Annotated in this window: 10 protein-coding genes; all 10 read right to left on the bottom strand. The window is 62.5% G+C overall.

Annotated elements, in window-relative coordinates; translation table 11 throughout:
* From tssM to tssE, 10 genes are read right to left on the bottom strand one after another with little or no spacing between them, the layout of a single operon-like run.
* Positions 1-2,475: a type VI secretion system membrane subunit TssM gene (gene tssM / locus SOP85_RS24745; RefSeq protein ID WP_323628532.1), complete on the bottom strand. Its 2,475-nt coding sequence runs from the start codon at positions 2,473-2,475 to the stop codon at positions 1-3.
* Positions 2,472-3,398 carry a type VI secretion system-associated protein TagF gene (gene tagF, locus SOP85_RS24740; RefSeq protein ID WP_323628531.1) on the bottom strand — a complete coding sequence of 309 codons (927 nt, stop codon included), beginning with the start codon at positions 3,396-3,398 and terminating at the stop codon, positions 2,472-2,474. Before tagF ends, tssM begins: the two co-directional genes overlap by 4 nt.
* 31 nt (positions 3,399-3,429) lie before the next feature.
* On the bottom strand, positions 3,430-7,299 hold the full coding sequence (locus SOP85_RS24735) for a type VI secretion protein IcmF/TssM N-terminal domain-containing protein (RefSeq protein ID WP_323628530.1): 3,870 nt from the start codon (positions 7,297-7,299) through the stop codon (positions 3,430-3,432).
* A gap of 30 nt (positions 7,300-7,329) precedes the next feature.
* Positions 7,330-8,043, bottom strand: coding sequence for a type IVB secretion system protein IcmH/DotU (icmH, locus tag SOP85_RS24730; protein WP_323628529.1), 714 nt, complete (start codon positions 8,041-8,043; stop codon positions 7,330-7,332).
* A complete protein-coding gene (tssK, locus tag SOP85_RS24725) occupies positions 8,040-9,383 on the bottom strand; it encodes a type VI secretion system baseplate subunit TssK (RefSeq protein WP_274077531.1) in 1,344 nt (447 codons plus the stop codon). The genes icmH and tssK overlap by 4 nt, the downstream gene beginning before the upstream one ends.
* Positions 9,380-10,135: a type VI secretion system lipoprotein TssJ gene (tssJ, locus tag SOP85_RS24720; RefSeq protein ID WP_274077530.1), complete on the bottom strand. Its 756-nt coding sequence runs from the start codon at positions 10,133-10,135 to the stop codon at positions 9,380-9,382. Before tssJ ends, tssK begins: the two co-directional genes overlap by 4 nt.
* A gap of 23 nt (positions 10,136-10,158) precedes the next feature.
* Positions 10,159-12,750 (bottom strand): type VI secretion system ATPase TssH, encoded by a 2,592-nt coding sequence (tssH, locus tag SOP85_RS24715; protein ID WP_323628528.1) that lies wholly within the window; start codon positions 12,748-12,750, stop codon positions 10,159-10,161.
* Positions 12,747-13,808 (bottom strand): type VI secretion system baseplate subunit TssG, encoded by a 1,062-nt coding sequence (gene tssG, locus SOP85_RS24710; RefSeq protein ID WP_323628527.1) that lies wholly within the window; start codon positions 13,806-13,808, stop codon positions 12,747-12,749. The genes tssH and tssG overlap by 4 nt, the downstream gene beginning before the upstream one ends.
* The gene (tssF, locus tag SOP85_RS24705; RefSeq protein ID WP_323628526.1) at positions 13,772-15,604 is read right to left on the bottom strand and encodes a type VI secretion system baseplate subunit TssF; all 1,833 of its coding nucleotides are present in this window, start codon (positions 15,602-15,604) and stop codon (positions 13,772-13,774) included. Before tssF ends, tssG begins: the two co-directional genes overlap by 37 nt.
* Positions 15,604-16,086: a type VI secretion system baseplate subunit TssE gene (tssE, locus tag SOP85_RS24700; RefSeq protein ID WP_323628525.1), complete on the bottom strand. Its 483-nt coding sequence runs from the start codon at positions 16,084-16,086 to the stop codon at positions 15,604-15,606. Before tssE ends, tssF begins: the two co-directional genes overlap by 1 nt.
* Position 16,087: the final 1 nt, after the last annotated feature.

Here is a 16,087-nt window from a genome sequence, read left to right as displayed (position 1 = left end):
TCAGTTGAGTGCCCGCACTTCGATTTCTACCCGTCGGTTAGGCTCCAGGCAGCGGATCAGCTGGGCCCTTGGCTGTTGCATGTCGCACTTGACCAGGGGCCTGGTGCTGCCTTCGCCGACGGCCTCGACCAGTTCGCCCGGTACGCCTTTGCCCACCAGATAGGTCTTGATGGTTTGTGCCCGCTGCCGGGAAACCTGCAGGTTGCCCTGGGGATCGCCGAGTTGATCGGCGTGCCCGGCGATGATGATTTTCCCGACGTTGGGGGTGCTCAGAAGCTTGCCGGCGATCGCACTGAGCTGGCCTTGACCTTCATTCTTCAGGCTCTGGAAGTCGGCTCGGCCAAAGGCGAACAAGGTGTCCGACTCCAGCGTGATGGTTTCGATCGAGCGCAACGACTGGGTCAGCAGGCTGTTGATGTAGTTGCGCGAGCTGGAGACCAGGAACGCGTTGTCGAGGATTCGCGGCACGTCCGGCTCGTGGATCTGGTCGCTGTAGAAGTTGATCTGGCGGCTGGCGAACTCATAGTCCGCGGCGGCGACACCGGCGTTGCCGACCTGGCGGGCAATCGCCGGGTACCAGTAGTCCGGGATCTTCGCTTTCAGGAATGCCGGGTCGGCCTTTTCACGCTGGGCACGCGAGAGCATGACGTAGGTGTCCAGTGTCGCCTTGCCGAACTGCGCAATGGACTGCGCCCGGTTGTCATTGGGCAGCGCCTTGGGTTCGACGCTGTCCACGCCGGTCACCGGCATCAATTCCTTGGCATTGCGCTGATAGACCTTGAGGGTGGTCAGCAAGTACAACGAGCGGGTCAGGTTGTCGGCCGTGGGCTTGAGCATCACGCTTTCCAGCCGGTCGAAGTAGCGGCTGCGCACCAGTGGTTCTACCTTGTGGCCTTGATAAAGCCCCAGGCGCATGCGCAGTGGCACACCTTCGTCGTGGTGCTGGGCGTAGTAATGCGCGGTCCAGAAACGCAGGCGATCGAGGGTTTGCCAGGCGGTGTATTGCCCGGTGGCGGAGCGGTCATCGGCGGTCGCCCGGGTCAGTTCTGCCGAGAGGCTGTGCAAGGTGTTCCGGTTGTTCACATACGACCAGCCCAACAGGCTGCACAGCAGCACCGCGACCAGTGCGGCAGCGCCGATCCAGGTCGCTTTGCGCCGACGTTCGCGGTGGTTGGTGGTGTACAGCGCCACCAGGTGCTGGTCGGGAATGATGACTTTGCGGAACAGACTGTTGATGAACAGCGGGCGCGGTTGCGCGTTGCCGTTGGCGAACTCCCGCTCACCTTCCAGCGAGAAGCGTTCGGTCACCTGCCGCGCGTGCCCGCCCGATTCCGGCTGCTCGGCATCGAGGGCGCTGGTGAAATAGAAGCCGCGCAGCAGTTCAGCATTTTGATAAGGGTTGGCGCGCAACAGGGCATCGACGAACAGTTGCAGCCTTGGTTTGAGGGCCGCCAGTTCCAGCGGGAAGCGATACACCGCCGAATCCTGCCGGGTGATCTGGATATCCTGCGTGACCAGTTGCTGGCTCGCCACCTGTTGCCAATAGCTGACCAGTTCATCCATCGCCGCGCCGAAGCGCTGGCCCCAGTCGGCCTGCTCGTAACCTTTGTGGGAGAAGGTCTTGCCCATCACTTCGCCGCGGGCGGTTTCGTCCAGTTGGCGATAGAAGGGGGTGAAACCCGGCACCAGGTCGCACTTGGTGAACACCAGGTAGACCGGCAGGCGCACTTCCAGCAGGGCATGGGTTTCCTGGATGCGTTCGCGCAGGCGCTTGGCGATGCGCTCCTGATCTTCCAGCGAGGTCTGCAGGATGTCGTGGATGCTGACGGTGACGATCAGGCCGTTGAGTGGCCGGCGCTGACGGTGCTGGCGCAGCAGCTGCAGGAACGCGCGCCATTTGCCGGCCTCTTCCTGGTTGTTCATGTAGCGCCCGGCGGTGTCCAGCAGGACGGCCTCGGAGCTGAAGAACCAGTCGCAATTGCGCGTGCCACCCAGGCCTGCGACTCGCACACCTTCGCGCTCGGCGTAAGGGAAATTGAGGCCCGACTGGTAAAGCATGGTGCTCTTGCCTGCCGCCGGCTGGCCGACCACCAGGTACCAGGGCAGGGCATACAGCGCATCCTTTGGATTGCTGCCCCTTGGCTTGTTGCTGTGCAAGCGCTCGATGCTCTGCAACAACCGCTCGCGCAACAGGCTGACTTCCTCGCGATCCGCCGGGCTCGCGTTCAACACGGCCTGATCGGCATCCTCGCGCAGCAGCCCTTCGAGGTTGTGATGCCGGGACACGCCCCGATAGAGCAGCAGCACATAACCGGCGGACAGCAGCAGGAACACGCCGATGCCGGTCAGCAGGCTGTTGAGTGAACTGAAGTCGAACGCACGCCCGATGCCCCACACCACGAAGATCGTGAGGAAAAAGCACACCCCCAGGATGTAGGGTTGATAGCGCAAGAAGTAATACTTGATCTTGTTCATACGGGCTTCGAATCCAGGGCATCGACAAAACGGTCGATAACGTCACCCAACGGGCGGTCGATTTCGGCAAAGGTGTGTTGGCGGTGGTGCTCGTCAAAGGCATCGAATGAGGCCAGCACGTCATAGCTCTGCGAGCGCTCACCGATACCGGTCAGCAGGCGATAGGCATCGCAGGTACTGCGTGAGGCAAAACAGATCAACCGGGGGCGCATGAAATCGTCCGCCAAGAGGTTGATTTGCGGCACGGCGCGCTCCGGGGTCATGTGCGTCAGCCAGGTGACCCACAGATCGGCGGTGGGGTTTTTCAAGCCCCTTTCCGCCGGCAAGGGCAGGGCGATGCCGATCGGCGTTGCCTGGTCGAGGTGCTTTTTCAGGGCCAGCAGCCGGGTCAGCACGGCGTTGGTGACGAACTCCGGGTAGGCGCCTTCCAGCGCGGTACTGATATCGCGCAGGTTGAAATTCACCAGGAATTTGTCATGCACGCGTCGGAACAATTCGAAGTCCTGGCCTTGCAGCGGGCGCAGGGCCTTGATGCGCTCGAACAGCGCCGAAGTGCTTTCGCCCTGGACGGCCATGTGCAGCAGCGGCCTGATCTGCCCGCAGAACAATTCGCCCAGGGTGAACGGATTGACCAGCGGCTCGGCTTCGCTGGCCTTGAGGGTCTGGAAAATGAAAAACGGATAGCGTCGCCCACTTGAATCCCGGGAGCTGATCAGCCCGCCCAGCAACCAGTTGCCGCTGCGTGCGCGGTAGCTGAAAAAGCACAGCGGCAAGGCGTCGAACAGCTCGCGCCAGTCTTCGCGATGCTGCAGGGCGGCCAGTGCGCCTTGCAGCCAGCCGTCGAACTCGCAGACGTCGTCGCCCGCACCTTGCAGGCTGACGAAGTCCGGGCTCGCGGGGACCTTGCCGAAGCAGCCGATCATTGGCCGCTTCCCGGGTTCAGGTTCTGGCGGCTCACAGCGGGCGAGCCTCTGCGCCATTGAGTGCACTCAAGGCCTTGACGTTGGCCAGGTCGGTCAGCTTGACGCCGCCGTAGTTGCGCACGGCGAGGCTGACCGGGCCACTGCCGGTGTTCCAGCTGAAGCGTTGCTGGATACCGTCCAGGTCGCTGACCCGGGCGCTGTCGTTCATGCGCAGCAGGCCCCAACGGCCCGGGTAGTCGAACACCGTGATGCGCTCGCCGCTCAGGGTCACCACATCCAGGCGTGCGCCCGGCGTGTTAGTGGTGCCCGGCCACGAGAAACGGCTCCAACTGGTCCTGCCGTTTCGGTAGTGCTGCTCCTGGCCGTCGAGGGTGAAGATGATGTCGGTCAGGTTGGCGGAAGGTTCGAGCATGATCTCGAAGCCGTTCTCGCGGTCCGACAGGCTGGCGATCACCTGGCCCAACGAACTGGCCTTGTCGATGCTGTTGACCATGTTCGGGTTGACCAGCGGCGTGGCCTTGCTGTCGCTGCTCATCCCCAGGCCTTCGCCACCGGACAGATTGCCGATCTCGTTGCGCTTGAAGTTCGGCAGCAGCCCGGATTCCGGGTCGACGAAACGCTGCAGATCCTTGACCGAGGCTTCATTGCGGCTACCTGGCGCGATCGGATAACGGTGCGCCATGACCTGCTCCCAGGGCTTGGCGATCTGCTGCGCCCAGGCTTTGGCAATCTGTTGGCCGGCCGGGTCGCGCAGGGTTTCCCAGGCAAACTGGATCGGCAGGCTGAACAGGCCCTGCAGCGAATCGGACAGGCTGCCCTGGCTGGTGTCGACGGTGGTCTCGACGTAGTTGCGCACGCTGGTCACTTCGCTCGGCTGGCCTTCGAGGGTTTCACTGATCAGCTGCTTGCTGCTCTTGCCAACGTCCTGGGAGCGCTGGATGTTGTTCATCCGCACCTTGAGTTTGCGCAAGGCCGCGAGGTAGCGGTCCATGATCGTGCTGTCGGCGCCTTCGGCGTTTTGCACGGCGAACACCCGCGATACCGGTTCGAAGCGCTTCGCCAGGCTGCCGTCGTCGACCGCCGGCAGAGGCGATACCAGCGCACCGCGCGCTGTGTTCTTGCCATCGAAGATCCCGCTGACGCTGCTCCAGAACCCGTCATCGGGCTTGCTGCCTGCTGGCATGGTTTCGCGGGGGGCAGGGACGTCCCATTGGGTGTTGTCGTTGACCGCCACCAGGAGGGTTTTCACCGGCGAGTTCTGCACGTCGCTGAGCAGCGACAGTTGCTGGGTAGCATTGGCCATGTCGGTGAAGTGACGAACGCCAACGCTGTCGACAAAGCCGTACCAGGCCTGGGTGTAGTCGCGCTTGTAGCGCGTCATGAACTCGCGGATGAAGTTGGCTTTCTGCACGATGCTGTCGCCGCCTTCGCCATCGAGCACCCAGTCCGTTTCGTTTTGCAGGTTGCCCGACACCAGCTTGATCAGCTCTGGCTTGACGAACTGCTCCCAGCCCTGGCGGGTGAAGATCGCCGGGACCGCTTCGCTGCCATACAGCAGCTGACGGCCGGGCAGCGGCACCAGGTCGCTCAGGCCGATGGCCGGGAACTGACGGCTGGATTCCAGTTGCAGGCGCAGGTATTCGCGGTCCACCAGCGAGCTGGAAATCATGAAGGACTTCAGGCTGTTGCGGGTTTCGCTGATGAGCTGCTCGTTACGCGACAAGGCGGGTGCCTGGCCATTCTTGAGCAACTGCACGTAGACCGGCGAGTTGTCCTCAATCACCTCAATGCTGACAGGATGGTCGGCACTGGCGGTATTGGCCCAGGCCACCGGCAATGCAGCACCGACGAATTCCGGGTCCGGGTGGGTGCCCGGTTGCGTGAGCATCAGGTAGAGCTTCAGCGCGTTATAGGACTCGATGATGGAGGCGACTTGGCGCTCATCCAGACGGCCGAGCATTTCTTCGGACAACGACAGCCCGCCGGTGGTAGCCGACAGATCCGCGGCATCGCTCGCGGTGGCAGGGTTGCGCAGCGCCGTCAGCGCTTCGCCCCGTACCTTGTTCGCGGCACCCTTGGCGGCACCGGTCAGGCGGCTGGCGACATCAGCGCTACTGCGCGGCAGGTTGTTCAAGCGGGTCGGCAGTTTCTGGCCCGCGCGGGCTTTGGTTGAGTCGGCCTTGTTTGGCGCGGGCGCAAAGCTGTTTTGCGCATCCATGGTCCGGGCGAACTCATTGAAGGCACGCATCTGCAATTGCAATTGCAAGGTGACGGGTTCCAGCGCCTGGGTGCGCAGTTGCTGCAAGTAAGCGGTCTGCGCAACGAGGTAGATGTCGTCACCACGATAGAGACCGGCGCTCAACTGCAGCGGCACGCCGTTGGCACGGTGCTTTTCGATGGCTGTGAGTTGCTCGCGCAGCAGCTCCAGGCCCTGGCCCGAGGCGAGTAACCCGGCGCGGTCAGGGGACTGTTGCAGTTCGGTCAGTTGCTCGCGCAATGCAGCCAGCCACTGACGGTTGTTCTGGTACGACAGGGCTTGCCAGCCAATGAACGCAACCCCGGCCAGTACCGCCAGGCCCAGCAGGGCAGGGCTGGCGGAGTTGTTCTTGCCCAGGCGCGACTGATAGAGGGTCAGGTCGCGATCGGGGAAGATCACCCGACGGAACGTGTCAGTGATGAAGTAGCTGCGGTCGCTGATTTTCCTGCCGCTGCTTTGCTGCGGTTGCTCAGGCTCCGCTTGCAGGGCGAACGACTCGGCCAGGTCGTCTTCATACACCTGGCTCAGTTGCTGGTCGGTCTGCAGGGCGCTGGTGAAATACAGCCCGCGCAGCAACAGTGGCGCACCGCCGCGACGGGTTTCGGCGAAGTGCTGGAGGAACTGCTCCAGCACCCCCGACAGCTCGGCGAAATAGTTCGGAAAGTTCAGCAGCGCACTGTCGGCATCGGCACCCAGGGCAATCATCTGGGCGTCGACGTGGCGACGTATATGACCGTGGAGGTTGGCCAACTTGGCATCCAGCACCGGGCGCAGGCCCTGGTTGCGGATCTCGGACAAACCGAAGGTCATGCCCAGCGGTTGCTGGCGTTCGTTCAAATCCAGGCCTTCAAAGGCCTGGCTGAAGCCGGGCAGTTGATCGGTCTTGCTCAGCATCAGGTAGATCGGTGGATTGGCGTCCAGGCAATCATTGTATTCCTCGATGCGCGACACCAGTTGTGCGGCGAGTTCGTTGCGCTCGGCCGTGCTGCACGCCAGCAGTTCAGGCAGGCTCACCACCAGCACCAGGCCGTTGACCGCGGCCTTGCTGCGCTGCTTTTTCAGCAGCCGCAGGAAGGCGGCGAACTCACTGGCCGACGGGTCGTCTCGCAGGTAACGGCCGGCCGTATCGATCATCACGGCCTCGGGGCTGAAATACCAATCGCAATGCTGGGTGCCGCTTTCGGTGTCGTTGGCGCTGCTGGCAATGCTGGCGGACAGGCCCGAGCGGGTCAGCAACGAAGTCTTGCCGGCCGCGGACATGCCGATGACCAGGTACCACGGCAGATCGTAAAGCGCCGACGAGCCGCCGCCACCGGCCGAACGATCGGTGCGCAACATCGCGATGGCGTGCTTGAGGCGTTCGCGCAGCACGTGCTGATCGCGGAACTCACCCGAGGATTTGAGCGAACGATCGACTTCGATCTGCACCAGGTTCTCAAGGTTGTGCTCGGCGCGGATGCGCTTGTACTGACGCAGCACAATGATCAGCAGGTAGAAGGCGCTGATCAGTGCCATCGCCTCCAGCGCATAACCGCGCAGCCAACTCACGTGCGGGGCCACGAACCAGCAAACCGCCAGGCTCGCCAGCCACAGGACGGGGACGAGGAACCAAAAACTTTTCAACGAACGCAATAATGTCTTCATGTCTTCCTGACTCGGTTACCTGACCTGTGCTCAGGCACTGAACAGCTGGCTGATTTGTTCGGACAACGCGGCTACGTCTTTGCCCAGCAGCCAGTCCAGCGTCAGGTAGACACCCGCGCAGACCAGCGCAATCAGCGCCAGGTAGAGCCACAGGGGAACCTCATGGCGCAGCATCTGCGAAACCTGGTCGGGCAACGCCCAGTCAGGCGAGAGGGCCTTGGGGGTCTTGCGAAAACGTGCGATGTCCTGGCCGAGGGTATTGGCCAGGTAGCGCAGCTGGTCCTTTTGCCCGAGGCTGAACTTGCCTTCGAAACCCAGGGCCAGGCACAGGTGGTAGACCTCGAGCACATCGAGGTTCTGTTTCACGTCACCACGCAGCGCATCGATCTTTTCGAAGAAGCCCTCACCGGCCAGGTGCACGCCGAAATAGCGGAACTGCAAGGGTTGCAGTTCAAAGTGCCGCCGCAGTTCGTTGTCCCCGGAGCGCAACACGCTTTCATCGAGGAACGCACACAGGGCGTACTGGGTGTCCTTGACCTGTTCCACGCTGTAGTTGGCGCCACGGGCATCGAGCTCCAGCGCCTTGAAGAAGCTGTCGACGCTCGCCTCGAAGGCGCTGACCGACGTCACCTGGCGACCCTTGCGCACGATCAGCGCCATGCTGATGAAGTCCTGCACCAGGTCCTTGAGCGTCGGTTTTTCACGGGCGGCGGCAACGGCGCCTTGCATTACGGCTTCGGTCATTTGAGTACCGCCATCAGTTCAAGCTTGAGGTTGGTGAACGCGCTGGGCGCATAGAAAGAGATGGCCTGGGCACTCATCATTCGCTCATACACCCGGCCATGGGGCTCGATGGAGAAGTAGTGATTGTCCAGTCGCACCGGAATCGCATTGGGCAGGCGGGTCGAATGATTGAGGGTGACGCCCGGCATGGCGCTGTTGACCACCACTTCGATGTCTTCCGGCGAGCCGACCTTGAACGCCCGTGGCACCAGTTCCAGCAGGCTCGCGCCCGGCATGTCGGCGTGCACGGAAATGTAGAAATCCGCCTCCGCCAGCCGTGGATCGTGCAGTTGCCCTTGCCAGTAGGAGGGTTTGGTCTGGGTCAGGTTGATCACCACACACTGGTTCGGCACCACGTTGTCGAGCAGCACGCGAATCATTTCGTCGAGCCTGACCAGCGACGCCGCCGGGTCGTGGTGGTCGTACTCGGGAATGTCGTTGAGCTGGGTGTCCAGCGAGAACGTCAGCAAGCCGCCGGCGAGTTCAGCCAGGAACAGATACAGGCGCTCGGGGTGCAGGCGCGGGTGCGCGAGCAGGTGCGCCAGGGCCGGGTGGGCACGGTTCACCGTGTTCAACAGCCAGAACAGGGTCACGTCGCTCGAGCCAAACTCAGCGATCTGGTCCGCGCGCTCGCGACGCCGACCCGACAGCGCCTTGCTCTTGGATTGCAGGGCGCCGAGCAAACGCTTGCCCAGGCCGATCAGGGTGTCATGGGTGCCCAGGTGCAACGTCGGGTGCACGAAATGCCCGTCGAGGTTGAAGCCGCCGATGTTGTTGCGTGACAACCGGGCGATCGGGCACCAGGTGTAGCCATCGAGGTTGTCGCCGTCGATCAGCATCACCACGTTCAGGCGCAGGCTGGTGATTTCGTTTTCCAGGTCGCCTTCGTTGAGGTCCGGCAAGGTGTCGAACTGCTTGCGAAAACGTCGCCCGGTCTTCTGCTCCTGGCCGTCTTCGACGTAGTTCAGGCCGAAGGGCTCCGGCAGTTTCAGCGCGGCGTAGACCTTCAGGTCGTTACCCTTGAGCAGGTCCTTCAGGTCGCGGGCGGCCGGCAGCGGATCGTGCTGCGGCGCGTCGAACAGGCTGCCGTCGGGAAACACCAGTTTCAACCGCTTGAGCTGCAGGGAGCCGGTGGCGAGGGCTTCCTCGTCCACTTCCAGCAACTGCACGCCCCAGTGAAAGGGTGTGTTGCGCAGGGTCGCCTGCGCCAGCTGATGCTGGTGGAACTCATCCTGATACTGGAAATGCTGGGGCAAAAGGAACATGCCTTCGGACCACATCACCCGGCTTTGCTTACTCATTGAGCGCCTTCCAAAAATGAATTCAATTTCGAGTCCACGGCTTTTTGCGCAGAGGCACTGGCCTGGTCCTGGGCCTTCTGCACCACGACGTCCTGCACGCGCTCGGTCAGCGTCGGCTCGGCCGGCTGGTCGGGTAGGGCGGCGGCTTTGGCCAGTTGCTCCTGGGTCTTGGGTTTGTCCAGGACGTCGACGCCACTGACGGCGGACACCTTGTTGTTGTCTACCAGCACCCGCAGACCGTCGGAGGAGAACCAGATGCCGTCCTTGCGCAGGGAGTTGGCGTCAAACGCGACCTTCCAGCGGCTGTTCTCGTCGGTGCGGAAAAACGCGGCGACGCCGACATAGCCGGTGGCCTTGTTCAGCGGCCACTTGTCGACCTGGCCCATGCCCGGCAGCAGGGTGATTTCGCGGTTCTCGATCAGGGTATTGCCGAGGGCTTTTTGCGGGTCGTCCCACAGTGTGTCGGCGTCGACCGACGCAAAGCGCTCCAGTGAGGTCAGCTGGTACACGCGCAGCACCACCGAAAGCGGTTGGCCGGACGCGTCGGGATTGAGCTGGTTGCCGCCGTCGGAGGTGAGGATGACCTTCTCCTGGTCGTCGAACAGCATGTCGCCCGCCCAGGTGTCGTCGACACGTTTGCCGACCCGGTCGGTGACGCCGCAGGCGCTCAGTACCGCCATCATCGCCACCGCCGTCAGGCATTTGGCCAACGCCGTCTTTTCGAGACGCTTCCCTGAATTTTTCTTGTCCATGACCACTACCTGTAGATGCCCGGTCAGCACAGGCGATAGGCGAAATCGCCGTCGCTGCCCAACTCGATGTTCAGACTCTGGATCGGTTTGTCCTGCGCCATGCGCTCAAGGACCCGCTGCGCCAGTTCCGGCATCAGGGTCTTGGACAAAATGTTGTCGATGTTGCGAGCGCCGCTGTCGACCTCGGTGCAGCGCGAGGCAATGGCTTTTACCAGCGCCTCGTCATAACCGAGGACGGCCTGATGATTGCGCTCGAAACGCTGGCGAATGCGCGCAAGCTTGAGCGAAACGATGCGCTCCAGGATCGCGTCCTGGACCGGGTAGTAGGGGACGATGGTCAGGCGGCCGAGGAAGGCCGGCTTGAACACCTGGTTCAGCTCGTCACGCAAGCCTTCAACGATTTCTTCGGGCTGCGGTTGCGGCTGGGCGTTCAGGCACCACTGCATGATGCGCTCGGTTCCGGTGTTGGACGTGAGGATGATCACGGTGTTGCGGAAGTTGATCTCGCGACCTTCACCGTCGTCCAGCACGCCTTTGTCGAATACCTGGAAAAACAGTTCGAGCACGTCCGGGTGGGCCTTTTCCGCTTCATCGAGCAGCACCACGCTGTAGGGCTTGCGTCGCACGGCTTCGGTCAGCACGCCGCCCTCGCCATAACCGACGTAACCTGGTGGCGAACCCTTGAGGCTGGAGACGGTATGGGCTTCCTGGTACTCGGACATGTTGATGGTGATCAGGTTACGCTCGCCGCCGTACAGGGTGTCGGCCAGGGCCAGTGCGGTTTCGGTCTTGCCGACGCCGCTCGGGCCGAGCAACAGGAACACGCCGATGGGCTTGTTCGGGTCTTCCATGCGGGCGCGGGAAATCTTGATGCGCTTGCCGATTTCCTGCAGCGCGTGGTCCTGGCCGAGCACCCGCTCGCCCAGCAGCGCAGGCAGGCGCTGCACGGTGTCGATTTCGTCGCGCAGCATCTTGCCCAGGGGGATGCCGGTCCAGCCGGAAATCACTTCGCCGATGGTGCCGCCATCCACCAGGGCATGCACCAGGGGTTGCTCACCCTGGACGCTGGCCAGTTCAGCGCGCACTGCGGCAATTTCTTGTGCATCCGGTGCCTGATTGACCGGGTGGCTGAGGGCGCCGAGCTGTTCCACCAGTTGCAGCTCGCGTTGCCACTGTTGCTCGAGGGCATCGCGGGTCTGCTGTTCGGTCAGCAACTCGGCGTTCAGGGTGGCCAGGCGACGGGCATGGTCGCTGCCTTTGGCGGCTTCCTGCTGCAGTACCGAGATTTCCGCCTGCAGGTTGTCGATCTGGCGCTTGCAGTCTTCCAGCGGCCCCGGCTGCGCCGATTGCCCCAGGGCGACCCGGGCGCAGGCGGTGTCCAGCACGCTGACGGCCTTGTCCGGCAGTTGGCGTCCGGTGATGTAGCGATTGGACAGGCGCACGGCCTGCACCAGCGCTTCGTCCATCACCGTGACCTTGTGGTGCTCCTGCATCTTGGCCAGCAAGCCGCGCAGCATGTGGATCGCCTTGTCTTCGTCCGGCTCTTCGACCTTCACCACCTGGAAGCGGCGGGCCAGGGCGGCATCCTTCTCGAAGTATTTCTTGTACTCGGCCCAGGTGGTTGCCGCGATGGTGCGCAGCTCGCCCCGGGCCAAGGCTGGCTTGAGCAGGTTGGCGGCATCGTTCTGCCCGGCCTGGCCGCCCGAACCGATCAGGGTGTGCGCTTCGTCGATGAACAGGATGATCGGGTGCAGGCTGCGCTTGGTTTCTTCGATCACCGACTTGAGGCGGTTTTCGAACTCGCCCTTCACCCCGGCACCGGCCTGCAACAAGCCCAGGTCGAGGGTGTGGATGGCGACGCCCTTGAGCACCGACGGCACGTCACCCTGGATGATGCGCAGGGCCAGGCCTTCGACCACGGCGGTCTTGCCGACGCCGGCTTCACCGGTGAGGATCGGGTTGTTCTGGCGGCGGCGGGTGAGGATGTCGACCATCTGCCGCACTTCGAACTCGCGACCGAGCACCGGGTCGATCCGGCCTTCGCGAGCGCTTTGCGTGAGGTTGATGGTGTATTGGTCCAGGGCCGGTGTCTTGCCATTGCCCTTGACCGTGCTGGCGACATCACTCGGCGGTTTGGCCAGGGCCGATTCGGCGCTGCCTTCCACCAACGCGTTGAGGTTCACGCGCAGATCGTCGGCGTTGATTTTCTCAAGCTCAGCCGCACCCGCGATCACCACCCGGCGCAGTTCGTCGTCATCGAGCAAGGCCTGCAACAGATGGCCGGTGCGGATCTGCGCCTGGCCGAACTCGATGGAGGCCAGGACCCACGCCTGTTCGATCAGGCGGGTCAGGTGCGGCGACAGCGCCGGGGTGCGCGTATTGCCTTTCTTGAACGTCCCCAGTGCCGTGACCAGTTGCGCCTGCAAGCGCTCAGGCACCACGTCGTAATGACGCAGGATGGCCGGCAGGTCGTTGTCGTGGCTGTCGAGCAACTGCAACAACAGGTGCTCGATCTCGACATCGTAGTGGTGTTCCGACAGGCACAGGGCCGCAGCGCTTTCGGTGGCGGCACGGCTGGTGTCGTTGAGCTTGGCAAACAGGGACTTCAGGTTCACAGGGAGACCCCATCAAAAGGAATGTGGAAGAGGGCGCAGCGGGAAGGTTCAACATCGACGCCCGGTCGCTTGAGCCAGCCGAGCCGGCCCAGGGAAACGGTGCCCAGGCGGGCGAGCGGTACGGCCTTGGGTTTGAGCTTGGGTGCCAACTGGAAGTCGAGTTCCGCACCGACATAGAAACGCACCAGTTCCACCAGTTTTTGGTAGTCCTCGGTGCCTGGCTTGAAGCGTTGATAGTCGGCCAGCTCCAGTGGACCCAACTCGATGCGCACGCACGACTGGTAGTCCCAGACCCGGTTACCGGCGACGGCGCTTTGCCCGAGCACGGCGTTCTTGCGCCCCAGCTGCGTGCACTGGCTGGCGTCGAGTTTCAGCCAGCGACCGGCAAACGGCTTGACCTTGAACGGCAGCGAAAAATAGAAAGACAGCATCGCTTCCAGGTTCAGCGCGTTGCGCGGTTTCTGCGCGAACAGTCCGGAGAAATAGCTGAACAATTCCCGGTGCAGGGGCGAGCCTTGTCTGTCGAATTTCTGCTTCTGCGCCTCGGGGCCGAAACCCACCAGGTTGAGCAGGTAGCGATCGAAATCCGAGGTGCCGTTGCGTTCGTACTCGATGTAGAACTTGTACTTTTGCCAGGCCTCGTAGAACAGCGTGGTCATGCGGTGCGAAAAGATGTCGAGGAACGCGTGGGCCGCGTCATCCCGGTACTGGATGTGCCGCTCGATCAACAGCTCGGTGTACGGGCGCGGCAATACGCCCGACGGCCCGACCAGCCCCATGAAGGTCACTTGCATCTCGGACAGCGGCAGGCCGGCCACGGACACCTTGCCTTCACGCTCGAACTGCAGATCGCTGACTTCACTGGCCGGGAAGTTGAGCGACAGCTGCGAGCGAAAACGCAAAGGGTCTTCGTGCGGTCGGGTCTGCAGGTCCATGCGCCCGGTTCTGCTGTAATGCAGGCGAAGCAAGCGCACCAACTGGAAAAACTCGAATCGGTGCGGCTCAGCCCTTGCCTGGTCGATCAGACCAGGGGTTGATCGCCGGTTCGCGGTGGCCATTGGACGACTCTCTTTTCGCGCTGCAAGGTGCGAAGGGTTAATTGGGTAAAGCTGTTCATGGAGCAGTACTGACCAAAGAAGTGATCGAGCACCATGCCGAACAGAAACACACCGCTGCCGGTGTATTGGCTTTCATCGAAGTTGAGGGTGATGCCAACACCACGGACGAAGTTCGGGCGCGGGTGGCCTATGCGCGCGACCACAGGCTCGCTGCTCACCGAGACGATGCCGTTGATCTGTTTGCGGATCGCCGACACATTGCGGTAGTTGTAGAGCGACAACAGCTCCAGCAGCACTTCGCGGCCACGGGACACAAGCGACATGTGGTTGAGCGAAAGGTGCGAAATCAGCCGCCAGATCACGCCGTTGCCCAAGGGCACGCGCGCGGTGGCGGTAGGCTTGCGCAGGCAGCGGATGTCCTTGATCACCGAGTTGCCCGGGATATTGAAATCGCCGCGCTCACCCCCGAACGGCAACAGCAGGGGCAGGTCACGGTTGCTGCAGGTCAGGCGGATGCTCAACGCATCGTTGTTGGCCTCCATCAGGCCCAGCTCGCGATCCACGATTCGGATAAACACGTTCGAGCCATCGCGCTGGCCGCCCTGTGCCGCACGGCGCCGGGCCATCCAGAAACTTTGCCCCGGGCCCTGATCGCCGCGGGGTTCGAAAAACGGATGACAGGTGCCGACCTGATCGATACCGCCGACCTTGCGAACCCGTCGTACGCGGTCGATGGACACCACCTCGGCCGAGCCTTGCAGGCGCACATCCGGCGTCACCGCGTACTCGTGCTGGGCGTGGGTCAACTTGATCGGCTCGGCCTGCTGGCGGAACAGGTTGATGATCGGCGTGCAGTTGAGCTTGAAGTTATTGCGCCCGATGTTCTGCGTCAGGCGCGCGAGGCGGTCGCTCAGGTCGTAGTCGGAAAAGTAGAAGTTGACCTCGACTTTCTCGATCTCCTTGCCCGCCAGAATCCGTGCAAAGCCCGACAGGTCGAAGAACATGAACTTGTCGGGGAAGGTGAAGTATTCGTGCAGCAGGCGATAGCCGAGGAACGAACGCTCGGAGTAGTCCACCAGGCCTTCGTCAAGGCTGTAGCCGACGGCTTTCAACGCGTTGGCCGGCAACACGACCTCACGGCTGCGGCCCTGATCGTCGAAGGTCAGCGTGGCCTTGGCCAGGTTGTTGAACAGCAGCTCGTACAGTTGCAGCATCAGCGTGCTTTCGCCGTCGAGGAAGAACCGCAGGCTGTCCAGTTCCAGCTTGCCGAACTTCACATCGGAAGTGGCCACCAGGCCGATGCGCAAGCGTGCGACCAGGTCAGCGCTGTGGCCGTTGAACGCCGAGCGTTCCATCTCGATGAACGAGGCCTGTTGCACCGCCACCGGCCACAGCTCGACCGGGTAGCAGGTGCGGAATTTACACACCACGCCATCGATCGGATTGGCACTGAGTTCGGTATGCCGGGGCACACGGAACGCTTCGGTGACTTTCTCCTGCTTGCCCAGGTTGAACTCGACGATCGACATCGACGGGGTAGGGCGCAGGTAATGCGGGTACAGCACCTCGAGAAACGACTCGACGATTTCCGGCAGCTCGTCGTCGAGTTTTTTATGCACCCGCGCCGACAGGAACGAGAACGCTTCGATCAGGCGCTCAGTGTGCGGGTCTTCACAGTTATCGCCCTCGATGAGCAACCGCGAAGCGATTTTCGGATACTGGCTGGCGAACTCCTGGCCCAAAAAGCGCAGGTGCGACAGTTCCTTTTCGTAATAGGGCAGCAGATCGTCGAGCATCAGTTGAGGTTCTGCACTTTGTATTCCTGGGTATTGACCTGCAGCACCGCGTCGAAGGACACCTGGCGGGTGACGTCTTGCAGGCGCAGGACCGCGTCCACGCGAAAGGTCAGCATGCGTTGGCCGGTCTGTTGGGCGAGCAGTTGCACCTTGACGCTGCGAAAGCGCCGGTCGCCGACCGTGATGGCCTTCTCCAGTTGCCGCTGGATCAGCAGGCGATCCTTGGGATCAAGCACACTGCGACTGGTGAAGTCCGGCATGCCATAGTCGAGGATGCTGCCGTTCAGGTTGGCGAAACCGTCCAGCTCGTTGGCGATCAGGGACTGGCGAGTGTTGACCAGGACTTCCAGGTCGCGAACGATGCTGGCCTTGTAATCGGCCAGCGAACACAAGCGTTGCGATGACGCTTCGATGGACTGATGCGGACGATCGTCCAGCAATCGGTCCAGCAGCGATGGCAACAGCTTGTGTTGACTGGTCATG

Origin of the sequence: Pseudomonas sp. YuFO20 (assembly GCF_035064975.1) — a bacterium.
Taxonomy (GTDB): Bacteria; Pseudomonadota; Gammaproteobacteria; order Pseudomonadales; family Pseudomonadaceae; genus Aquipseudomonas; species Aquipseudomonas putida_AE.
Note: the sequence above shows the minus strand (reverse complement) of the source record. Positions and strands in the feature narration are given on the sequence as shown.